16 protein-coding genes are annotated in these 21,934 nt (G+C 76.2%); 9 read left to right on the top strand and 7 right to left on the bottom strand.

Annotated elements, in window-relative coordinates:
• Positions 1 to 80: 80 nt before the first annotated feature.
• The 3 genes from ACFTWP_RS17625 to ACFTWP_RS17615 form a co-directional block, all read right to left on the bottom strand.
• Positions 81 to 1,097, bottom strand: a complete 1,017-nt coding sequence (locus ACFTWP_RS17625; protein ID WP_380265560.1) for a LacI family DNA-binding transcriptional regulator — start codon at positions 1,095 to 1,097, stop codon at positions 81 to 83.
• Positions 1,098 to 1,355: 258 nt separating this feature from the next.
• Positions 1,356 to 1,829 (bottom strand): HD domain-containing protein, encoded by a 474-nt coding sequence (locus ACFTWP_RS17620; RefSeq protein ID WP_380265467.1) that lies wholly within the window; start codon positions 1,827 to 1,829, stop codon positions 1,356 to 1,358.
• Positions 1,830 to 2,022: 193 nt separating this feature from the next.
• Positions 2,023 to 2,286, bottom strand: coding sequence for a dsRBD fold-containing protein (locus ACFTWP_RS17615; RefSeq protein ID WP_380265466.1), 264 nt, complete (start codon positions 2,284 to 2,286; stop codon positions 2,023 to 2,025).
• 229 nt (positions 2,287 to 2,515) lie between these two features.
• On the opposite strand from ACFTWP_RS17615, the gene ACFTWP_RS17610 reads away from it, so the two are divergent.
• Positions 2,516 to 3,508, top strand: a complete 993-nt coding sequence (locus tag ACFTWP_RS17610) for a DMT family transporter (protein WP_380265465.1) — start codon at positions 2,516 to 2,518, stop codon at positions 3,506 to 3,508.
• Positions 3,509 to 3,570: 62 nt separating this feature from the next.
• The gene (locus tag ACFTWP_RS17605; protein ID WP_380265464.1) at positions 3,571 to 4,266 is read left to right on the top strand and encodes a DUF6629 family protein; all 696 of its coding nucleotides are present in this window, start codon (positions 3,571 to 3,573) and stop codon (positions 4,264 to 4,266) included.
• Here the strand turns inward: ACFTWP_RS17605 and ACFTWP_RS17600 are convergent.
• Both ACFTWP_RS17600 and ACFTWP_RS17595 read right to left on the bottom strand, forming a co-directional pair.
• On the bottom strand, positions 4,217 to 5,656 hold the full coding sequence (locus ACFTWP_RS17600; RefSeq protein WP_380265463.1) for a phytoene desaturase family protein: 1,440 nt from the start codon (positions 5,654 to 5,656) through the stop codon (positions 4,217 to 4,219). The genes ACFTWP_RS17605 and ACFTWP_RS17600 overlap by 50 nt on opposite strands.
• A gap of 24 nt (positions 5,657 to 5,680) precedes the next feature.
• Positions 5,681 to 7,567 carry a serine/threonine-protein kinase gene (locus ACFTWP_RS17595; protein WP_380265462.1) on the bottom strand — a complete coding sequence of 629 codons (1,887 nt, stop codon included), beginning with the start codon at positions 7,565 to 7,567 and terminating at the stop codon, positions 5,681 to 5,683.
• Positions 7,568 to 7,908: 341 nt separating this feature from the next.
• Here ACFTWP_RS17595 and ACFTWP_RS17590 point away from each other — a divergent pair, with 341 nt between their 5' ends.
• The 3 genes from ACFTWP_RS17590 to ACFTWP_RS17580 all read left to right on the top strand — a co-directional run bounded on the left by ACFTWP_RS17590 (position 7,909) and on the right by ACFTWP_RS17580 (position 12,179).
• Positions 7,909 to 9,084 carry an FHA domain-containing protein gene (locus ACFTWP_RS17590; RefSeq protein ID WP_380265461.1) on the top strand — a complete coding sequence of 392 codons (1,176 nt, stop codon included), beginning with the start codon at positions 7,909 to 7,911 and terminating at the stop codon, positions 9,082 to 9,084.
• A gap of 366 nt (positions 9,085 to 9,450) precedes the next feature.
• Positions 9,451 to 10,827, top strand: a complete 1,377-nt coding sequence (locus ACFTWP_RS17585; RefSeq protein WP_380265460.1) for a family 16 glycosylhydrolase — start codon at positions 9,451 to 9,453, stop codon at positions 10,825 to 10,827.
• A gap of 515 nt (positions 10,828 to 11,342) precedes the next feature.
• Entirely contained in the window at positions 11,343 to 12,179 is an 837-nt protein-coding gene (locus ACFTWP_RS17580; protein WP_380265459.1) for an SAM-dependent methyltransferase, read from the top strand.
• A 144-nt stretch (positions 12,180 to 12,323) separates the two neighbouring features.
• On the opposite strand, the gene ACFTWP_RS17575 is transcribed toward ACFTWP_RS17580, so the two are convergent.
• Positions 12,324 to 12,971: a hypothetical protein gene (locus ACFTWP_RS17575; protein ID WP_380265458.1), complete on the bottom strand. Its 648-nt coding sequence runs from the start codon at positions 12,969 to 12,971 to the stop codon at positions 12,324 to 12,326.
• A 414-nt stretch (positions 12,972 to 13,385) separates the two neighbouring features.
• Here ACFTWP_RS17575 and polX point away from each other — a divergent pair, with 414 nt between their 5' ends.
• The 4 genes from polX to ACFTWP_RS17555 all read left to right on the top strand — a co-directional run bounded on the left by polX (position 13,386) and on the right by ACFTWP_RS17555 (position 17,586).
• The gene (gene polX, locus ACFTWP_RS17570; RefSeq protein WP_380265456.1) at positions 13,386 to 15,116 is read left to right on the top strand and encodes a DNA polymerase/3'-5' exonuclease PolX; all 1,731 of its coding nucleotides are present in this window, start codon (positions 13,386 to 13,388) and stop codon (positions 15,114 to 15,116) included.
• A gap of 343 nt (positions 15,117 to 15,459) precedes the next feature.
• The gene (locus tag ACFTWP_RS17565) at positions 15,460 to 16,323 is read left to right on the top strand and encodes a (2Fe-2S)-binding protein (protein ID WP_380265455.1); all 864 of its coding nucleotides are present in this window, start codon (positions 15,460 to 15,462) and stop codon (positions 16,321 to 16,323) included.
• Positions 16,324 to 16,441: 118 nt separating this feature from the next.
• Positions 16,442 to 16,918 (top strand): MarR family winged helix-turn-helix transcriptional regulator, encoded by a 477-nt coding sequence (locus ACFTWP_RS17560; RefSeq protein ID WP_380265454.1) that lies wholly within the window; start codon positions 16,442 to 16,444, stop codon positions 16,916 to 16,918.
• Positions 16,919 to 17,139: 221 nt separating this feature from the next.
• Positions 17,140 to 17,586: a nitroreductase family deazaflavin-dependent oxidoreductase gene (locus tag ACFTWP_RS17555; protein ID WP_380265453.1), complete on the top strand. Its 447-nt coding sequence runs from the start codon at positions 17,140 to 17,142 to the stop codon at positions 17,584 to 17,586.
• A 110-nt stretch (positions 17,587 to 17,696) separates the two neighbouring features.
• Here the strand turns inward: ACFTWP_RS17555 and ACFTWP_RS17550 are convergent, their stop codons facing one another.
• Complete coding sequence (locus ACFTWP_RS17550) at positions 17,697 to 21,617, bottom strand: hypothetical protein (protein WP_380265452.1); 3,921 nt, start codon at positions 21,615 to 21,617, stop codon at positions 17,697 to 17,699.
• Positions 21,618 to 21,934 lie beyond the last annotated feature (317 nt).

The raw sequence follows: 21,934 nt of genomic DNA, 5'->3' as shown, positions 1-21,934 counted from the left end.
GGCGCGGACGGCGACGCCGCCCGGCCGCGACAGGGCCGGGAGCCCGGTGAACGGCGAGGCCGCCGCCGGGGCGCGCCCGGTCAGGGGCGGATCCGGCCCGGGAGGCCCTGGCGACGCGGCGCCGGCCCGGTGCTGCGGCGCAGCACCATCTCCGGGGACACCAGGACGTGCTGGGGGCTGCCGGCGCCGGCGGCCAGCTCCGCCACCAGCAGCTCCAGGGCGCGGCGACCCAGCTCGGCGAAGCCCTGGCGCACGGTGGTGAGCGGCGGGGTGAAGTAGGCGGCCTCGGGGATGTCGTCGAACCCGACCACGCTGACGTCCTCGGGGATCGCCCGGCCGGACTCGTGCAGGGCGCGCAGCAGCCCGAGCGCCATGTGGTCGTTCGCGCAGAAGACGGCGCTGACCTGAGGATCCTCGGCGATCCGGAGGCCCGCCTCGTAGCCGGAGCGGGAGCTCCAGTCGCCCGCGAGCACGGGGGGCACCGGGGCGCCGGCCGCCTCCAGGGCCTTGCGCCAGCCGTCCTGCCGGGTGGTGGTCTCCAGCCAGCCGGCCGGTCCGGCGATGTGGTGCACGGTGTCGTGGCCCAGGTCGAGCAGGTGGCGGGTGGCGGCCAGCGCACCGGCCTCGTTGTCCACGGCGACCATGGGCACCCGCGACCGGCTGCCCGAGCCGACCGCGACGACCGGCACCGTGGTGGTCAGTCTGGCCACCGCGCTGACCGCGGATATCTGGGGGGCGAGGACGACGACGCCCTCCACGCCCTGGTCCCGGAGCCGGTCCACGGCCTCCTGGACGGAGCGGCTGTCCAGCGAGCGCAGGCTCGCCACGCTCACGAAGTACCCGGCGCTGCGGGCCGCCTGCTCGATGCTGTCCAGCATCGAGGCGGGCCCGTAGAGCGCGCTGCCGAAGCTGACCACGCCGAGGGTCTGCGAACGCCGGGTGACCAGGGCCCGGGCCGCCGAGTTGGGGCGGTAGTCGAGCTCGCGGATCGCGGCCAGCACCCGGTCCCGGGTGTCGGGACGCACGTGCGGCGCACCGTTCAGGACCCGGGAGACCGTCTGGTGGGACACCCCGGCGACCCGGGCGACATCCGCCATCACGGGCTGGCGCGGCTCGGGCTCGGTGCTTCCTGCTGCCACTCGTGGCCCCCTCGTCGGTTCGGCACCCCGACTCTCTCATGAGTGCGAACGGGAGTGTATTCGTTCACGCTCACAACGGCCGGCACCCAGGTGCGGTGCCCGGGCGGGGACGGCACGGCCCGGCTCGCGGGCTCCGCCACCGGCCCGCGCCGCCCGGGGACGGAGGTCGCGGGCGCGGCCGACCGGGCAGCGTGGCCGGGGCGGTCGGACGGTGGCTCAGCCGGTCGGGCGCACCGGTGCCGCCGGGCCGGACAGGCCCAGCAGGTGGTGCATCCGGGCGTACTTCGCGGTCAGCCGCTCGCCGGTGGCGGGGTCGAGCCCGGCCAGCCGCTCCGGGTCGGAGTTGTGGGCGAGGTCGGCCTGCTTGACCAGCAGGGCGCCCGGTGTGGCCAGGATCCTGGCCGCGTACTCCTCCGGGGCCTCCCCGGCGCGCTTGGTGACGGCGGCGACGATCGCCTTGACCGTGTCGGGGAGCGGCGCGGCGTCCAGCCACTCCTGCGACAGCGCCTCGTCCTCGACCGCGTCGTGCAGCCAGGCCGCGGCGATCTGTTCCGCGCTGCCCCCGCGCTCGCGCACGCCGCCCGCGACGGCCGCGAGGTGCTCGGCGTACGGCCGGCCGGCCTTGTCCACCTGCCCGTCGTGCGCCCGCCGTGCGATCGTCTCCACCTCGGCCAGGCTCAGGAAGTCCATCCCGCCATGCTAGGGCCCGGCGTGAACCGGACCGGCGTGAACCCGGCCCGGCGCCGGTGCCGGTGCCGCGCCGGTGCTGCGCGGCTGGCACGGCCACCGGTCCGGCCCAAGCGGTCGTTCCGGTCCCGCCGGCCGCGCCTGCCCCACTGGTCCAACCTGTCCTACCGGTCGGGGAATCCGATCAGCGGATCGGTCAGTAGATCAGGTAGGCGGGCCGGTGGCCCTCGTCGTCGATCTCACCGGTGGCCTGCGTGCGCAGCTTGCGCGAGAGTTCCTCCAGTGCGCGGGAGGCGGCCATCTCCTCACCGATCCTGGCCAGCGGCCGGTCGTCGGCGCTGCGGACGGACTCACCGTGCGCGTTCAGACCCGGCGCCCTGGCCCCGACGAGTCGGGCCTCGCACGCCGTGTGTACCCCGTCTTCCTCGAAGCTCAGCTCCACGTCCCACTGGTTGTGCATGCCGCACCTCCTGCGCCGACCCCCTCGTCGCACCCGCTCCCACCAGCGTGCGCCCGCGCGGGGCCCGGCGGCAAGCCGCAACCGGGGGCCTGCGGTGCGACGCGCGCGCCGGTGGCGCACCGGACCGGGCCGGGCCCCCGGCGGTAGGCTGGCGACAGCGCGCCGTGGCACCGGACCGGCCGGACCGGCTCGGATACGGCGCAGCCACCAGACCTTTGGGTGGTCCTCCGTGGTGGTCTTCCTCCTGGCTATCGGCGCGGCCTGCTGCCTGGGTCTCGGGTTCGTCCTCCAGCAGCAGGCGGCCCAGCGCGCACCGCGCGCCGACCTGCTGCACTGGCGGCTGCTGCTGGACCTGCTCCGGATGCCGCAGTGGCTGCTGGGCACCGCCTTCATGGTCTGCGGGCTGGCGCTGAGCGCGCTCGCCCTGGACAAGGGCGAGGTCTCGCTGGTCGAACCCCTGCTGGCCACCAACCTGCTCTTCGCGATGGCCCTCGCCCGGATCCTGACCCGCCAGTCGCTCGGCCGCTCCGGCTGGTTCGGGGTCCTGCTGCTCGCCGCCGGGGTGACGGCCTTCATCGTGGCCGGCCAGCCGCAGGGCGGCGGGCCGGAGGCGGGCGCACTGCGGCACTGGCTGACCGTCGGCATCGTGGTCGGACTGACCGTGCTGCTGGTCTCGACCGCCCGCCGGATGCCGCTGCTGGAGGAGGCGACCCTGCTCGCCCTCGCCGCCGGCCTGCTGTACGGCCTCCAGGACGCGCTGACCCGGACGGTCGCGCAGCGGCTGGACGATCACGGGGTCGGCGAGGTGCTGCGGACGTGGGAGCCGTACGCCGTACTGGCCGCGGGCGTGGTGGGACTGCTGCTGGTGCAGAGCGCCTTCGAGGCGGCCCCGCTGCGGATGTCCCTGCCCGCGCTGACCGCCGCGCAGCCGCTCACCGGGATCGCCTGTGCGGTGGCCTTCCTCGGCGACCGGTTACGGGTCACGCCGGGGGCGCTGGCCTGGGAGGCGGTCGGGCTGGTCGGCATCGTGGTCGGCGTGGTGGTGATCGGCCGCCATCCGGCCATGCCCGGCTCCGGCCCGGGCGCCGACACCGGCACCGGCCCCGACCCCGGTAGCGGCAGCGGCAGCGGCAGTCCCAGCGGCAGCGGTACGGAGACGGGCCATGGCCCCGACGGCCCGGCGGACCCCGGCACCGGCACTGGCACCGGCACCGGCCGCTGACACGGCGACGGCCCGTCACCTCCCCAACCCGTCACCGCCCGAACCCGTCACCAGGAGTCCCCATGTGCTGGAGCGCCGAGGCCGATCTGGTGGCGGGCGCCGTGGTCAGCGGAATCGGGCTCGCCTGCCTGGCGCAGGTCAGGCGGGCCGGGCAGCTGCCACTGGCCGCGCTGCCGCTCGTCCTGGGGGTCCACCAACTGGTCGAGGCGGCGGTCTGGCTGGGCGTCGACGGCAGGATCGGCCCGGGGCCCGCGCAGTGGGCGCGCACCGTCTGGGCGGTGATCGCGCTGCCGCTGCTGCCCGCCCTGGTGCCGGTGGGCGTCCGCCGGGCGGTTCCCGATCCGCCCGGCCGGGGCCTGCGGACCGCCCTCGCGGTGCTGGGTCTGGTGGTCGCGGCGGCGCTCGCGGTGGCCGTCGCCACGCACCCCGTGTCCGCCGAGGCGAGCGGGCACGCCCTGAGCTACGCGATCGGCATCCCGTACGCGCCGCTGCTGGTGGCCGGGTACCTGCTCGCCACCGTGGGCTCGCTGCTGCTCAGCGGCGACCGGGTGCTGCGGCTGCTCGGGCTGCTCACCGGCGCCGGCGCCGTGGCCGGCGCGCTGCTCTGGCGGCTGGCCTTCGCCTCGGCCTGGTGCGCGCTGGCCGCGCTGGTCAGCGTCGTCCTGCTGTGGTGGGTCCGCCGGGACGGCCACCCGGGGGCGGCTCCGCTCAGCGCCCGGCGTGACCCAGGCCGCGCAGGGCGGAGCGGGCCGCGTTGAACCCGCACATCCCGTGCACCCCGCCGCCGGGCGGCGTCGCGGCCGAGCACAGGTAGACCCCGGGGACCCCGGTGCGGTACGGGTCGAGCGCCGCCCGGGGGCGCAGCAGGGTCTGCCGGGCGGTGTTGGCGCCGGTGCCGATGTCACCGCCCACGTAGTTGGCGTTGTGCCGCTCCAGCCCGCTCGCCGAACGGCTCGCCAGGCCCACGATCCGCTCCCGCACACCGGGCGCGAAGCGCTCGATCTGGTCGAGCAGGGCGTCGGTGGCGTCGCCCGCGTACCCGTGCGGGACGTGCGTGTACGCCCAGACCGGGTGGACGTCACCGGCCGAGCGGCCCGGGTCCGCGAGGTACTGCTGCGCGACCAGCACGAACGGGCGCCGGGGCATCCTGCCGCGGTGGATCTCCCGCTCGGCGAAGGCGATCTCCTCCAGGGTGCCGCCCAGGTGCACGGTGCCGGCCCGGCGGCAGGCCTCGTCGGTCCACGGCACGCCGCCCTCCACGGCGAGGTCCACCTTGAAGGCGCCCGGCCCGTACTGCCAGCGCCGGTAGGCGCGGCGGACCCGGGCGGGCAGGCGCTCCCCGCAGATGTCCGCGGCCGCGCCGGGCGCCACGGCGAGCATCACCGTCGCCACCGGCGGCAGCTCGTCCAGCGACCGCACCCGCACGCCGGTCTCGATCCGGCCGCCGAGCGCACGCAGGGCGGCGGCCAGCGCGTCGGTGACGGTGCGGGAGCCGCCCCGGGCCACCGGCCAGCCGAAACGGTGCCCGGAGGCGAGCAGCATCAGGCCGAAGGCGGAGGTCATGGGGTGGCTCAGGGGCTGCATCGCGTGCGCGGCGGCCCCCGCGAACAGGGCGCGGGCCTGGTCGGTGCGCCAGCGCCGGGCGAGCAGGTCGGCGGGCTGGACGGCCCGCAGGCCGAAGCCGGTGAGTTTCAGCGGGTGTCCGGGCAGTCGCAGTGCGGGCTGCAGGACGTCCGCGGCCAGCTCGTCGAAGCCGCCCGCCAGCGGCCCGAACAGCCGGCGCCAGGCCGGGCCGTCCGCACCGAGGCGCTCGGCCGTCCCGTCGAGGCTGCGGGTCAGTACGCCCGCCGGGGCCGCGTCCAGCGGATGCGCCAGGTCGAGCTCGGGCCAGAGCCACTCGACCCCGTAGTCCTCCAGGCCGACCGACCGCAGGAAGGGCGAGCCGACGCCCAGCGGGTGCACCGCCGAGCAGTGGTCGTGCAGGAGGCCGGGGAGGGTCAGCTCGCTCGTCCGCGTCCCGCCGCCGATCTCGGACTCCGCCTCCAGCACGGTGACGCCGATCCCCGCCCGGGCCAGCGTGAGCGCCGCCGCCAGCCCGTTCGGGCCGGAGCCCACCACGATCGCCTCACCCGTACGAGCCGCGTCCATGAGGCGCATCATCCCAGAGACCGCTCAGGGAGCCGTCCAGAGGGTGAGCTTCCCCTCGATGTCGAACAGGCCGCCGACGGGGGTGAGGGCGGTGATCTCCAGCATCGCGAGATCGCCCTTGGTGGTGACGGTGCACAGCAGGGAGCCGACCGGCAGGGTGGCGGGGAGCTCCTTCATCCGGACCGGGGAGCGCAGGGGGCTGCCGTCGGCCGCCTCGCGGCACTTGTCCGCCGTCCGGCCCCGGCTCTTCCCGGTCCCGGTGAGGAAGGTCAGGGTGGAGCTGTCGTCGTTCTCGTAGTAGTTCCACTCCTTGTCGCTGGTGTCCCAGTCCCGCTCCACCTTGGCCAGGTCGAAGTCCACCATGGCGCTGTTCAGCCGGCCGGCCCCGCGAATCGCCATCGGCCGGTCCTGGAACCTGACCACGTAGCCGGCCGACGGGGCCGCTCCCCCGGTGGGGGGCGTCGAGGCCGCGCCGGGCGTGGGCCCGGTCGGCGCGGCGTCCCCCGCCGGGGTCTGCGCACCGGCCGCCGGCGCGGAGGCCCCCGGTTGCGGGGTGCCCGGCCCGCCGGCGGTGTCCTCCTTCCCGTCGTCCCGGCTGATGATCCAGCCGGTCACCGAGGCCGCGACCACGGCCGCCACCAGCAGCGCCGCCCACAGCCGCACCCGGCGGCCGCCCGCCCGCGCCGAAGCCGGGGCGACCGACCCGACGGCGGGCGCCGACTGCGGCGGTGACTGCGGCGGCGGCGCCGGGTGCTGCGGTTGGTGCTGCTGGTACTGCTGGTGCTCGGACTGCTGGGATTGCTGGGACTGAGCGGCCGGGGCCGGCGGGCCGGGCCACGGCGGCCGGGTCGGCTGCGCCGGCGCGGGCCGGGCCGGCTCCGGGTGGGCCCCGACGACCGGGGGCGGACCGTTCGGGCGCGGCGGCTCCGCCGGCGGCGGGCCGTACCCGGGCGGGCCGTACGCCGGGGGCCCGGGCGGCGGCGGGCCGGCCGCGTCCCTGGCAGCCGCGTCCTGGACCTCCCGGGCGAGCGCGGCCCGGCGGGCGATCTCGGCCATCACCGGGTCGGGGAGCCAGCCGGCGAAGTCGCTGGGCGCCCGGCCGACGGCCACCTCGCAGAGCGCGGCCAGCTCGCCGGCCGAGGGCCGGTCGGCCGGGTCGGCGGCCAGGCAGCGCTCCAGGATGCCCCGCAGCGGCGCCGGGTAGCCGCCCAGCTCCGGCGGCCGGAAGGCCGTGTTGACGATCCTGGCGACCAGGGTGATGGTGCCGCCGTCACCGTAGGGGTGCCGACCGGTGGCCGCCACCGCCGCCAGCAGGCCCAGGGAGAAGACGTCGCTGGCCGGGGTGAGCGGCTCCCCGCCGGCGTGCTCCGGCGACATGTACTCCGGGGTGCCGATCAGCCCGCCGCTGCGGGTGAGCTTGGTGGCGTCGGCGGCGCGGGCGATGCCGAAGTCGATCACCCAGGGGCCGCCCGCCCCCAGCAGGATGTTGCTCGGCTTGAGGTCGCGGTGGATCACCCCGGCGGCGTGGATGGCCCGCAGTGCCTCCGCCACCGCGCCGACCAGCTGGAGGGTGGTGGCCACCGGCAGCGGCCCGCCCAGGTCGAGGGTCTCGTCCAGGGCGAGTCCGGGCACGAACGTGGAGGCCAGCCACGGCCGTTCGCCCGTGGTGTCGTGGTCCACCACCGGGACGATGTGGTACCCGGACACCTGCCGCGCCGCCCGTACCTCGTGCTGGAACCGGCGGCGGAACTCCGCGTCGTCGGTGTACTCCCGGCGGATCACCTTCAGCGCGACGGGCTGCCGACCGCGCGTGTACGAGAGGTACACCACCCCCATCCCGCCCGCGCCCAGCCGGGCCAGCAGCCGGTATCCCGCCAGCTCCCGCGGATCGTCGGGACCGATCGGCTTCAAGTACCCGCCGCCACCCATGCCGTTGATGTGATCGCCCTCCCCGGTCTGATCGCAGAGCGATGCTACTGGCGGCCGGGCGGGCCGGGGAGGGATTCCGCACACCCGGCCGCCGCCCCGGACGGGCCCGCCGCGCAGGCCGGTGGTCCGGCCCGGCCGGTGGTCCGGCCCGCGAGCGCCCGGCCCGCGAGCAGCGCCCGGCCCGGCGAGCACCCGGTGGCGCCCTCCCGACCCTCCCGATCCGCCTGCCGCGCGCGGTGCGACCCGCGTACAGTGCCGTCCTGTCCGGCGGTTCGCCGCCGCCGCACGACATGACGATGCGTCAGCACGGCTCTGGAGGCGTGGTGGAGAAGAACCTGGCGTCCGCGGCGGACCGGGCCGACTACCTGGTCGACCTCTCCAACATCGTGCGCGACACGGCACTCGGCGGGATCGGCCCGCGCTCGCTGCGCCGGCTGGACCTCGTGGTCAGGGCGCTGATCACGCTCACCGGGGACCCGGGGGTCACGCTCTACCCGATCGCCGACCGCAGCCTGCTCGGCGGACAGCACGAGTTCGCCGACCCGGCCGAGCCGGTGCTGCTGCGCCGCTGGGTCGACCGGGGCCTGGTCGAGGAGGTGGGCGACGCCGACGAACGCGTGCTGGAGATCGCCGGGATGACCGGCACCCGGGTGATCACCGGCGACCACTACGTCCCCTACCGGGAGGAGCACCCCTGGTTGCAGGGCAACACCTGGCAGTTCCTCAAGCCGGAACGCCGGCACGGCCGGCTGCCGGGCCCCGGGACCGTCCTGCTCGTCCCGCTCGACATGGGCCACCGCACCGCGGTGGAGATCTCCCGCAAGCTGGAGCTGGACGCCCTCAAGAAGCAGGGGCTGCTCGACTCCCGCCGGACCCCGCTGACGGACGTCGTCCGGCGCTCGTGGACCTGCCCGGAGCCGCGCTGCTCGCTCTACGACACCCGCAGCGGCGGGCGGATCCTGCTGCCGCGGATGAGGCGCGGGGTGCCCACCTGCGAACTGCACGGCAGCGCACTGCTGGAGGCCGGCCCGCGCACCGGGACGGCGCAGCTCAAGGCGGTGATCGACGGCGTCTGCGCGGCCCGCTACACGCTGGACGAGGGCTCGCGGACGGTCGTCGGGCGCAACCCCGGCGGCGAGGGCATCCCGCTGCACGGGCTGCTCGCGCCGGAACGCGCCGGCCGGCTCAGCCGCCGCCACCTCGGCGTCACGGTACGGCAGGGTTCCGTCCGCGTCGAGGACCTCAGCAGCTACGGCACCCGGATCCGGCGGGCCGACCGGCGCGGGCGGCTCGGGCTCTGGCAGCAGCTCCCGCCCGGCGGCGAGCACGGGTTCCGGCCGGGGGACGAACTCGAACTGGCCCCCGGGGTCGTCCTGGTGCGCAGCGGCCGGCTCTTCCCCGCCGAGCTGTCCGACGTCTGGCGCTCCGAGGCCGGCCGCACCCCGCCGCCGACCTACGCCTCGGGCGTCACCCGGGTGCCGACGGTGCCGAAGCCCTGACGGCCGCCGGCGACGGCCCGGTGCCGCCCCGCGGGCCCGGGGCGCCACCGCCGGCGGCCACGCCGCCCGGGCGCTCCGGGCGGGGCCGAGGGCGGGTCCGCGGCCGGTGTCGGCGCCGCCGGCCGGTCTGTGGCCTGACTCACCTGTGCCCGACCTCACATCCGCCCGCCCCGGCCGGCCCGTACCGCCGTTCACCAGGCACTTTGTCGACGAACGAGCCCGCAGCCGGCTGGCATATGCCGAAATCCGAGCTTGCGCCGGAGCGGCCCGTTCCCGCAGGCTCCACGTTCATCGGGCTCTCCTCCGCTCCTGCCGGCGGATGAGTCCGGCCACGTTGAGGGGGGGTAGGAAAGGTTCCCCCACAGCATGCTCAATCACGCGAAGCACCGCCGTGCCCGAACGGCCGCCTGGAAACGGGCCGCCGCCGCCGGCCTCGCCACCGCCGCAGTGGCGACCGGCGCCGCCACCTGGGCGGTCCAGTCCCAGGCCGCGACGATCCCCGTGGTCGTCGACTCCCTGACGCTCTCCTCCACCGCCCCCTCGGCCACCTCCCCGGTGACCGCGACGGCCAAGATCCACGCCACCAAGCGCATCAGCCTGCAGAGCCTGACCGTGGCCGTGCGGGCGGCGAACGGCGCCAACTACGACTTCCCCGGGGCGATCCAGACCACGCTGGGCACCTCGCAGACGACGTTCAAGCCCGACAGCCGGAGCTTCCCGGCGGGCAAGTACACCTACTTCGTCGCCTACAAGGCCGGCGGTGTCTGGAAGAACCTGACCCCGGTCGGCACCTTCACCTCGGACGCCGCACCCGCCCCGACGCCGTCGCCCACGCCGACCGCGACGCCCAGCCCCACGGCGAGCGCGACGCCCAAGCCGAGCCCGACCGCGAGCGCGACGCCCAGCCCCACGCTGAAGCCCAGCCCCACCGCGAGCCCGACGCCCAAGCCGAGCCCGACGCTGAAGCCCAGCCCGAGCGCCAGCGCGACGCCGAGCCCGACCGCGAGCCCCACCCAGACCCCGACGCCGACGCCGAGCCCGTCCTCCTCGCCGGCCGGCAGCGGCCCGGTCGGCATCGCCGGCAGCTGGCGCTCGGTCTTCGCGGACGAGTTCAACGGCTCCGGCCTGGACAGCTCCAAGTGGACCCCCAACTGGCTGGGCTGCCCGACCTGCACCACTCCGCCGGTCACCGGCTCGGAGACGGCCGCCTACGCGCCGTCCCAGGTCAGCGTCGGCGGTGGCTCGCTCCACCTCACCACCGCCCAGCAGGACACGGTCGCCAACGGCAAGACCTACCCGTACCGCTCCGGCATGGTGCAGTCCAACGGGAAGGCCCAGTTCACCTACGGCGCCTTCGAGGCCCGGATCTACCTGCCGGCCGCCGGCAACACGATCGCCAACTGGCCGGCCTTCTGGACCGACGGCCAGAACTGGCCGACCGACGGTGAGATGGACGTGATGGAGGGCCTGGGCGGCGACGCCTGCTACCACTACCACTCGCCCTCCGGCGGCCCCGGCGGCTGCGCCCCCGGCAACTACAGCGGCTGGCACACCTACGGCGCCGAGTGGAAGCCCGGCTCGGTCACGTACTACTACGACGGCAAGCAGGTCGGCCAGATCACGACCGGCATCAGCTCCTCCCCGCAGTACCTGATCCTGAACAACGCGGTCAGCCCCGAGGGCGGGACGATCGTGCCGCAGGCCGACATGCAGGTCGACTACGTGCGGGTCTGGCAGCACTGACCCGACCCCTCCGCCCCGGCCGTACCCATCCGGCCCGGGCCACCCGTCCCGGGGGGGCCCCCCCCGGCCCCCCCCCCCCGGGGGGCCGGGGGGGGGGGGGGGGGGGGGCCCCCCCCCCCGGGGGGGGCCCCCCCCCCCCCGCCCCGGCCCTACCCCCGGGGCCCGGGCCCCCCCGCCCCGCCGGGCCCGCCGCGCCCCCCCGCGGGGGCGGGCCCGGCGGGACGGTCGTGTCCGCTCCGCCCGTTCCGGGTTCCGCCCCTTCCGACGAGCCGGGCAGGGCAGGGCCGGGCGGAGCGGAGCCGGGCGGAGGCAGGCAGGCCCGGGGCCGGAAAGCACCCGGAAGCGTCCGCAAGCGCCTGGAAGGGCCCGGAAGGGGACGCAACGGACTGCACGTCACATCGGATGCTCCGCAAGCCGGTTGTCTCGACCACTGACCGGAACCGGCCGTCGCGCCCGCGGCCCCGCACCCCTATCCTGATCCCGACCGGGAGCGATCAAGGAACGCGGAGGCAGTCATGGCCGAGAACACCTCGTGGATGGACGGGACGGCGGAGGACTTCCGTCCGCCCACCGATCTGCGGCCCGACATCCCCCACCCCGCCCGCATCTACAACTACTTCCTCGGCGGCAAGGACCACTTCCCCGCCGACCGCGAGGCCGCCGAGAAGGTGCTGGCCTTCGCCCCGGCGACGCCGTCCGCCGCCCGCGCCAACCGCGCCTTCCTCCAGCGCGCCGTCCGGTACGTGGCGGGCGAGGGGATCACCCAGTTCCTGGACATAGGCACCGGCATCCCGACCGCGGGCAACACCCACGAGGTCGCCCAGCAGGTCGACCCCGCCGTGAAGGTCGTCTACATCGACAACGACCCGATCGTGCTGGCCCACGCCCGCGCGCTGATGGCGGGTGCGGGCCACGGCGCCACCACCGTGCTGCAGGCCGACCTGCGCGACCCCAAGTCGATCCTGAGCGACCCGCGGGTCCGCGAGGCGATCGACCTGGACCAGCCGATCGCGCTGATGCTGGTCGCCGTCCTGCACTTCGTCGACGACGAGCAGGACCCGCACGGCATCGTCCGCACCCTGCTGGAGGCGCTGGCCCCCGGGAGCTTCCTGATCCTCTCCCACGCCACCGGCGACTTCGACCCGGAGGAGTACTCCACCGCCGGGAAGGCCGCCTACCAGAAGGCCGCGGCCCAGGTCAGCCCCCGCCCGTACGCCGAGGTGGTGGGCTTCTTCGACGGCCTGGAGCTGCTCGACCCGGGCCTGGTCGCCCTCCCGAAGTGGCGCCCGGAGAACCCGGAGGACGCCGAGGTCTGGGCCCCCGGCTACGCGGGGGTCGCCCGCAAGGCCTGACCTCGTCGCGAGCGGTACGCGGGGGCGGGCGGGGCGGGCACCGGATCAGGAGGCTTCGGGCCGGTACCCGCCGGCCGGCCGCGCCACCCCGCCTCCGCTCGGCTCCGCGTCCGGCCGGCACCGGGCCTGCTCGGCACCGGTCGGTCAGCCGCGGTGCCGGGAGTCCCGGTCGCCGACCGTGCCCAGCTCCAGCACCAGGGTCAGGCCGCCGGCCGGGGTGTCCTCCACCCGCAGCCGGGCCCCGGCCGCCAGGGCGGCGCGCTGGGCGCGCTCGACCACCGTCCAGTACTTCGCCTCGCCCGGCCCGCTCACCCCGCGGTCCACCACGCGGATCTCCACCCGCCCGGCTCCCCCGTCCTCCGCACCGCTCACCGCCACCACCCCGACCAGGACCTTCGTACCCGGCGGGCGACGTCGCAGGGCGTGCTCGACCAGGGCGGCCACCGCCAGGCGCAGCCGGGTGCCGTCGGCGGCCACCGGCGGCAGCCCTGCCGGGATCTGCAGCCGCACGGCGCCGCTCGGCCCGCCGCCGACCGCGAGCCTGACCGCCTCGCCGGCATCGGCCACCGGGCCCGGCGCCGCATTGTCCCCGGGGACGGCCGGCGCCGCCGGGGAGAGCCGGCCCAGCGGCGTGCCGCAGCCGGCCGGTCCGTGCGCGTCGAGCCGGGCGAGCGCGTCGGCCGACAGCACCTCCGGAACGGCGAACGCCGGGGGCCGGCCCGACCGCTGCGGGCGCCCGCCCTCCGGGTCCGGCCTGCCCCTCAGGACGGTCCACCGCTTGCCCCACGCCATCTCGGCTCCTCGCTCACTTCCACACATCCCCGCCGGAGCGGCCGGGTGCCCCGGCGGGCCCGCGGTCCGCACCGCCCGGCGGCGGCCCGACACCGGGACGAGCGCCGGCAACAGCACCGAACCCGGTCCACCCGGGGTCGGCAGTCCACCTGGTACGAGGTGCGCGGGCATGAACGGGATGTGACGTACCGGCCCAGTCTGGGTGAATCCCACAGCCGGGGCATCGTGCTGCGGTCCCGGACCGACCCGCCGAACGGCGGGGTGCGTCACTCCGCCGGCGCCGCGCTGCCACCCCCGCCCGCGCCGCCCGCGCCGCCCCACCAGCCCCGCCGGCACCCGGACGGCCCGGCGCGCACGCGGCCGCCGGGCGGTCCAATCCGGCGCGATGCGGGGTCGGAACCTAGACTTGGCGGCATGGCCCGGCTCAACGACGAGGTCAGGTCGCTGCTCCAGGAGTACGCGGACCTCATCGCGATCACCGGCGGGGACGCCTTCCGGGCCCGCGCCTACGAGAAGGCCGCCCGGGCGGTCGGCGGCCACGCCGGGGACATCGCCGGGCTGGACGTCAAGGGGCTGCTGGAGATCCCGGGCGTCGGGAAGTCCACCGCCGACAAGATCGGCGAGTACCTGCGCACCGGCCGGATCGAGGCCCTGGAGCAGCAGCGCGCCAAGATCCCGCCGGGTGTGCGCGAGGTCATGGGCATCCCGACGGTCGGCCCAAAGAAGGCCCTGGCCCTGTACCGGGATCTCGGCATCGGCTCGGTGGACGACCTCGCCGAGGCGGCCCGGGCCGGCCGGCTGGCCGACGTGCCGGGCTTCGGCGAGCGCAGCGCGGAGCGGATCCTCCGCGGCGTCGAGCTGCAGCGGCAGGCGGGCGGCCGGGTCGGGATCGACGTGGCGACGGCGCTGGCGGAGGAGATCGTGGCGGCCCTGTCCGCCGTCCCCGGCTGCACCCGCTGCGAGCACGCCGGCTCGCTGCGGCGGATGCGGGAGACGGCCGGCGACCTCGACGTCCTGGCCGCCGCCGAGGACTCCGCTCCGCTGATGGCGGCGTTCACCGCGCTGCCGTTCGTCGCCGAGGTGCTGGTCGGCGGAGCCACCAAGACCTCGATCCGCACCACCAAGGGCGTCCAGGTGGACCTGCGGGTCGTGCCGCCGGAGGACTGGGGCGCGGCGCTGGTGTACTTCACCGGCTCGAAGGCGCACAACATCCGCCTGCGCACGATGGCCGTGAAGGCCGGCCTGAAGCTCTCCGAGTACGGGCTCTTCAGGGCGGGGCCGGGCGGCGCGAAGATCGTCTCGGCGACCGAGGAGGAGGTCTACGCGGCGCTCGGGCTGCCCTGGATCCCGCCACCGCTGCGCGAGGACCGCGGGGAGATCGAGGCCGGCCTGCGCGGTGAGCTGCCGCGGCTGGTGACGGAACGCGACCTGCGCGGCGACCTGCACACGCACACCGACCTGACGGACGGCCTGGCCCCGCTGGAGGAGATGCTCACGGCGGCGGCCGCGCGCGGCTACGCCTACTACGCGGTCACGGACCACGCACCGGACCTGGTGATGCAGCGGATGACCGACGAGAAGATGCTCGCCCAGCGCGAGCTGGTCCGCGAACTCGACGGCCGCCACCGCCGGATGCGGGTGCTGCACGGCACCGAGCTGAACATCGGGCCGGACGGCGGGGTGGACTGGCCGGCCGACTTCCTCGCCGGCTTCGACGTCTGCGTGGCCTCCGTCCACTCGCACTTCGGCCTGGACCGGGCCGCGCAGACCCGCCGGCTGGTCCGCGCCTGCGAGAACCCGCACGTCCATGTGATCGGTCACCCCACCACCCGGCTGATCGGGCGCCGGGCGCCGATCGACGTGGACCTCGACGAGGTGTTCCGGGCCTGCGCCCGCACCGGGACGGCCATGGAGATCAACGGCTCCCCGCACCGGCTGGACCTGCGCGACGAGGACGTGCTGCGCGCCCGGGCCCTCGGGGTCCGGTTCGCGGTCGACAGCGACGCGCACTCCACCCGCGACCTGGCGAACCCGAGGTACGGCATCGGCACGGCGCAGCGCGGCTGGCTCACCCCGGAGGACGTGATCAACACCTGGACCTGGCAGCGGCTGAAGAGGTTCCTGCGCAAGGATTCCCCGCAGTGAACCCTGGCATCCCGGACAATTCGGGCGCATCATGGAGGTGGACCTGCGAAGTGGGCGAGGAGTTCGACCGCAGGAGGCAGTGGCGACAGATCGAGGTCTGCCGCTGGTACCTCGGTCGACGATCGAACTGAGCGGCCGGAGGGCGATGGTTGAAGCCCGGAGGCCAACCGCCCACCTCGTGGGTCCGCCCACGTCCCCACCGGCGCACCCCGCCGCGCGGTCGGCGTCCCCGCCTCGCGGCTCGGTCCGTCGGGCTCACCGACGGTCGCGGCCGGGCGCCGTAGGATCGGCTCGAACCGCCCGATGACGAACGCCGCCGGCCCGCCCAGGGGGACCACCCGCCGTGACCGAGCCCCGCACCGCACGCCCGGCCCGCCTCACCGCCCACCTCACCGCCCGACTGGCCGCCGTCGGGCCGTACTTCGAGATCCTCACGGACGCACCCGAGGGCCCCACCGACCCCCGGAGCGGCACGGGTGGTACGTCGGGGCGGGCCCGGCCGGACGGCCTACGGCCGCTGCGGGAGCTCTACGCCACCGGGCCGGACGCCGTCCTCGCGGAGCGGATCCCGGCGGTGGCCCGGCGGTTGGGCACGACGGAGCCCCGGGTGGCGGCGTCCATCCTGCAGCTCGGGCTGGCCTCCCGCCTCTGGTCCGTGGCCCTCGGTGCGGCCGCGCTCGGTGGCACGACGGTGGACCTGCACCCCGACCGCGTCCACGCCCTGCTGCCCCCGCAGGGCCCCCTGGTGCTCCGCCTCACGGCCGACCCGCTCGGCCGTGATGGGCGGGACGGCCGGGAGCCGTCCGAGGGCTCCCGGGCGCACGGGGTGGAGCCGCCGACCGCGGCCCGGCTGTACCGCACCGTGGTGACCGAGAACCTGGTGCCGCTCGCCGCCGCCGTCCGTGCCGTGGCGCCGGTCTCCGAGGGGCTGTTGTGGGGCAACGCGGCCTCCGCGCTCGCCGGTTCGCTGCGGGTCCTGCACAGCTGGGCGAGCGCGTACGATCCCGAGGCCGCACGGACGGCCCGGCGGTTGGCCGACGACCTGCTGGCGCTCGGGCCGCTCGCCGGCACCGGCACCCTGACCTGCGCGGGTCCGGCCGCCACCCCCGTGTTCCGGCGGGGCAGTTGCTGCCTGTACTACCGCATCGGCCCGCGGGCCGGCATCTGCGGCGACTGCGTCTTCGACGCACCGCCGCGCAGGCCCTGAGACCGTCCGGCCCGCCGGAGGGCCCGGGGCTCGGGTGCCGGTCGGCCGCGGGTGCCGCGGGTGCCGCGGCCCGGGGCAGTCAGGCGCCATGTACTCAATGTCCATGTACGGTATTTGTATGAGCAAGGCAACCCCGGGCCCCACCCCCGGCTTCCTGGTCTGGCGGCTGTCCACGAAGTGGCGGGTCGCCGTCGACCGGGCGGTCGCACCGCTGGGCCTGACCCACGCGCAGTACTCGCTGCTGGCCTCCCTGCTGGGCATGCAGCGCACCGGCCGGCAGCCGAGCCAGCGCCAGCTGGCCGAGCACACCGGGCTGGAGGCCCTGTACGTGTCCAAGCTGGCCCGCGCCCTGGAGGAGGCCGGCCTGGTCGAGCGCGCCAAGGACCCGGCCGACTCCCGGGCGGTCCGGCTGTCGCTGACCGACCGGGGGCAGCAGACCACCCGCCGGGCCGTCGACGTCGTGCAGCAGCTCCTGGAGCAACTCCTGGCCCCGCTGGGCGGCCTGGACAGCGCGCGGACCGAGGTGCTGGTCGCGGAACTGAGCACCCTGCTGGACACGCCCCTCGACGTCCAACCCTCCGACGTCCCGGGCTGATCCGCGCGCTCCGTCCGTCGGCGCGGCGGCTGCCGCACGGGCGGTCGGCGCCTCCGTCCGCCACCACGCAGTCCCGTCCGCCGCCGGGCCGTTCGCCCACCGCCGGCCCGGTGTGGCCCCCGCGCCGGCCGGGGCCCGCTCGACTACCGTGGTCCGGCGGGCGCCGCACGGCGCCCGCCGGAGCGGGTGCCCCGGGCGGCGCCCGGAGCAGGAGGCAGCGCATGACCGAGTACGAGGCGACGGCCAGCCCCACCGGCTGGGTGGCCGAACAGGCCCGCCGCTACGAGGAGTCCGGCGGCACCGTCGGCACCACCATGCAGGGCGCCCCCTGCCTCCTGCTGGACACGCTCGGCCGCAAGAGCGGCCAGTGGCGCCGCACCGTCCTGATCTACGGGCGCGACGGCGAGGACTACCTCGTCGTCGCCTCGCTCGGCGGCTCCGACCACCACCCCGTCTGGTACCTCAACCTGACGGCGAACCCCGGAGTCCGGCTCCGGGTCGGCACCGAGCGGTTCACCGCCACCGCCGAGGTGCTGTCCGGCGACGAGAAGGCCCGGGTGTGGCCGTCGCTGGTCGACGTCTTCCCGCCCTACGCGGGCTACCAGCGCCGGACGGAGCGCGACATCCCGGTGATCCGGCTGCGCCGCGCCACCCCCGAGAACGCCTGAACCACGACGGAGCGGGCCCGCCGCCGGTTGCCGCCCCCGTCAGGCCCACCAGGGCGGTGGCGGCCCGGTCATCCGGGCCCGGTCATCCAGGCCCGGTCATCCAGGCCCGGTCATCCAGGCCCGGTCATCCAGGTGGGCGCCTCCTCCCCCGTGACCGCCCGATACCGTTCGGCGACGCCGTCCGGATCCCCGCTGTGGGCATCGCGGAGGGCCCCCCGAATCGCCTCGGAGATCGATCGTTCGTCCTCGGGGAGCTCCCGCACCATCCCGAGCGCGTCCACCAGCGGGAAGACCGCCTCGCTGAACCGCGAGTCCATGACCATGACGAATCCCAGCATCGTGATGCTCCGGACGTGGCCCGATCGATGAGCGTCCCGGTCCACCCCCACCAGTTCCCTGAACGCGCCGACCGCGTTCCCCGCTTGGATCAGGGCCTCGGCGACCTTGCCCGCCGCTACCAGCAGACCCGCGTGGAACGTCAGCGTGTCCGCGAGGCCGGGCAGGTGGGCATCGCGGCTCGGACCCACCAACTCCCGGTACCGGACGACGGCCTCCCCGGAGGCGGCCAGTGCCTCGGCCCGCCGACCCGCCTGCGCCAGCCGCGCGGCATGGATGCCGAGCATCTCGGCGAGGCCCGACACCTCGGCCGTCCGGTTCAGCCCCACCAACTCCCGGTACAGCGCGACGCCCTCCTCGGAGGCGGCCAGTGCCTCGGCCCGCCGACCCGCCTGCGCCAGCCGCGCGGCATGGATGCCGAGCGTCTCGGCGAGGCCCGACAGATGGGCCTCCCGGTCCTGCCCCACCAACTCCCGGTACAGGACTTCGGCCTCCCCGGAGGCGGCCAGCGCCTCGGCGGACCGACCCGCCTCCGCCAGCCACCGGGCCCGGTTGGTCACCGCACCGGCGAGTACCGGCAGGTGGGCCGCGCGGTCCACCTCGGAGAACTCCCCGCACAGCGCGACGGCCTCCTCCCCGTACCTCAGGGCCTCGGCCCGACGCCCCACCGCCGCCAGTCGCAGCGCGTGATCGAGCACGGCACCGGCGAGCTGCGGAAGACGGGCGGCACGGTTCGCCCCCGCCAGCTCCCGGTGCAGCGCGACGCCGTCCCCGGAGGCGGCCAGTGCCTCGGCAGACCGGCCCGCCTCCGCCAGCCACCGAGCCCGGTTGGTCACCGCACCGGCGAGTACCGGCAGGTGGGCCGCGCGGTTCACCCCGACCAACTCCCCGCACAGCGCGACGGCCTCGTCGGACGCCAGCAGGGCTTCGGCCCGACGCCCCACCTCGGCCAGTCGCCCCGCGTGATTGATCACGGCGCCGGCGAGCTCCGGAAGGTGAGCGACACGGTTCGCCCCCGCCAACACCCGTGACAGGGCGACCGCCTCCCCGGAGACGCTCAGCGCCTCCGCAAGCCGGCCCTCCTCCGACAACCGGAGGGCGTGGGTACCGAGCGAGGCTGTGAGGCCGGGCAGATGGGCGGGCCGGTTCAGTTCCACCAACTCCCGGCACAGCGCGACGCCCTCCTCGGAAAGGGTGAGCGCCTCCTCCCGCCGGCCCGCCTCCGCCGTCGTCGACGCGTGGTTGGTCACCGCGGTGGCCAGCCTGGGGAGGTGGGCGTCGCGGTTCAGACCCGCCAACTCCCGGTACAGGACGACGGCCTCCCCGGAGGCGGCCAGGGCCTCGGCCTCCCGACCCGTCTCCGCCATCAGCACGGCATGGTTGGTCACCGCCGCCGCGAGCTCGGGCAGGTGGGCGTCGCGCTCCAGACCCACCAACTCCCGGTACAGGACGACGGCCTCCCCGGAGAGGGGCAGGGCCTCGGCCTGCCGGCCCACCTCCGCCAACCGCCCCGCATGGTTGGTCACCGCCGCCGCGAGCTCGGGCAGGTGGGCGTCGCGCTCCAGACCCACCAACTCCCAGTACACGTCGAGGGCCTGCGCCGAGTGGGTGACTGCCTCGGCGTGCCGGCCCACCTCCGCCAACTGCCCCGAGTGGTTGGTGAGCGACTGCGCGAGGTCGGGCAGGTAGGCGTCCCGATTCAGTGCCACCAGCTCCTGACGGAGAGCGACCGCCTCCCCGGAGAATGTCAGGGCGCGGTCGCGCCGGCCCGCCTCCGCCAGCCACACCGCGTGGTTGGCGAGCGAGACGGCGAGCTCGGGCAGGTGGGCTTCCCGGTCCGTCGTCGCCAGCTCCCGCCACCGGGCCACCGCCTCGTCGGAGTGGGGTACGGCCTGGTCCCGGCGGCCGGCCCGGTTGAGCCGGAGGGCGAGGTCGCCGTGGATGCGGGCCCTCCGGGCCGGGTCGTCGACGGCGGCGGCGAGGCGGCGGTCGGCCAGGCGCTCGGCGATGACGGCGGCGGCGATGTCCAGCTCGATGTGCCGTTCCGGGAGCAGGCGGTCGATGGCCTCCAGCAGGTCCGGGTCGACGTGCGGGTGCCGGGCGAGGGCGGCGAGGGCGGCTCCGCCGGCCTGCAGGGCCAGGGCGGGGCGATCGCGCAGCAGGGGGTAGAGCTGGATGCGGGCGAGGTGGGGCCAGCGGGCGGCGGCTTCGATCAGGGTCGTCACCGCGTGCCGCGACCACACCGGCGCGACCTCCTCGGTGGCGGCGGCCGGGCGGGCGCCGGGTGCTGCGGGGGCCGAGGGTTCGAGCAGCCGGGCCGGTGCTCCGTCGGCCCAGGGGTCGGTGGGGTGGTCGCAGTGCTGCCCGGCGGGATCGAGGAGGGTGAGGGCCAGGAAGTCCTCTCCCATCCGGTCCGGGTGCAGCGGCTCCAGCACGGTCGCCGCCGTGGCGCCCTCCGGTCGCTCCGAGCCCGGTTCGGCGCGGCCCGGTGCGGACGGCGGGTAGCAGCGGGCGTGCTCCTTCAGCATCTGCCCGGGAGCCTCCCTGCTCTCGATGCCCACCCGCTCCAGCGCCTGCTTGCCGTCGGTGCGGGGGAGCGGGCCGGTGAGCGTGGCGGTGTAGACGAGTTGCGCCATGGCGTCGGGGGTGACGGCGAGCGGGTCCTCGGTACGGCTGTGGAGCGCCGACCAGTGGTCCCGCTCGCGGGCGAGCAGGAAGGCGGACACCTCGACCGGATCGCCGGGCGGCCCTCCCCCATCGGGTGTAGGCGCCAGGTCCTCGGTGCCGACCCGGTCGCCCTCCGGTGCCGTCCGTCGGGCGGCGAGGACGGTGGCCAGGGCGGCCATGTGGACGGTCAGGACGAGCCGGTAGTCGTCGTGGGTGGCCAGCTCGGGCGGTTGTCCCACCGTCCTGGCTCCGGGAACGCCCAGCAGGTCGGCGAAGCGGTCGCGGGCGGCGGTGAACAGCTCGGCCCGGCTGACCCCGGGGTCGTCCTCCAGCGGGGGGAGCTCGGACCGGGCCGGGACCACGTGAAGAGCGTGCTCGATGCGGAAGGCGAGGTTCTGCCACCAGGGCCCGGCGGGTCGCGCCAGCAGCAGGATGCGCACCGGGATCCCCCGGCGCGCGCCGACATGGGTGTCGGTCAGCAGCGTCAGCAGGTCCTCGGTGTCCCACCGTTCCGCGTAGTCCACCACCACCAGGACCCCCGGCGCCCGCTCCAGGTCCTCCGGTACCGGGAATGCGGGCGGCGCCTGGCGGTCCCGCCGGTGGAAGGCCCCCAGCACCACCCACCCCCGGGCCCGCCACTCGGCCGCCGTCTGGAACGCCAGCCGGGTCTTGCCCTGGCCGCCCGGTCCGTGCAGCAGGAAGACGCCCAGAGCGGCGCCGTCGTCGCGCCACCGCCGCAGCCGCTCCCGCTCGGTGGTGCGGCCGGCGAAGTCCACCACGGCACTGCCCGCGCGCAGCAGCATGCTCGGCAGCGGCGGCCCTTCGCCCGCCACCGGGATCTGCGGTGTCTCGGCGCCGTCCGGGCCGGCGAGCGGCCAGGGCGCGAGTCGGTAGGGCTCCCCGCCCTGGTAGACCACCATGTCCCCGGCCGCCTGGAACACCTGCGCGAACCCGGTCGCCTGCGCGCTCGGGCCCCCTCGGCCCGGGGCCGGCGGCCGGCCCGGCTCGGGCGTCGGCTGCCCGCTCACCGGGCGCCGCTCCCGTCGAACGTCAGGTCCCGGCCCACCCGGGGGATCGGGCCGCTCCCCGAGAACTCGATCGCTGTCATCCCCACCATCCGGTCAGATCGATACCGGCCTCCGCCGGCAGCGAGCCCCCGCCCGCCCGAGCAACAGCATTCCTCGCCGCGGTCCCGCGCACTCGTGCTTCGGGCCCTTCGGACGGCCCGGCGCCGACACGCGTTCGACCGACGCCCGCCCCGCTCCGACCGGCGCGGCCCTGCTCGGGCGCCCTCGCCCGGAGGTGGCCGGGGAGCGCTCCCATATGCTGCGATGCGGACCTCGCC

This window comes from Kitasatospora sp. NPDC057015, from assembly GCF_042673745.1.
Lineage (GTDB): Bacteria > Actinomycetota > Actinomycetes > Streptomycetales > Streptomycetaceae > Kitasatospora.
The sequence above is the reverse complement of the archived record's forward strand: the minus strand, read 5'-3'. Positions and strand labels throughout refer to the sequence as shown.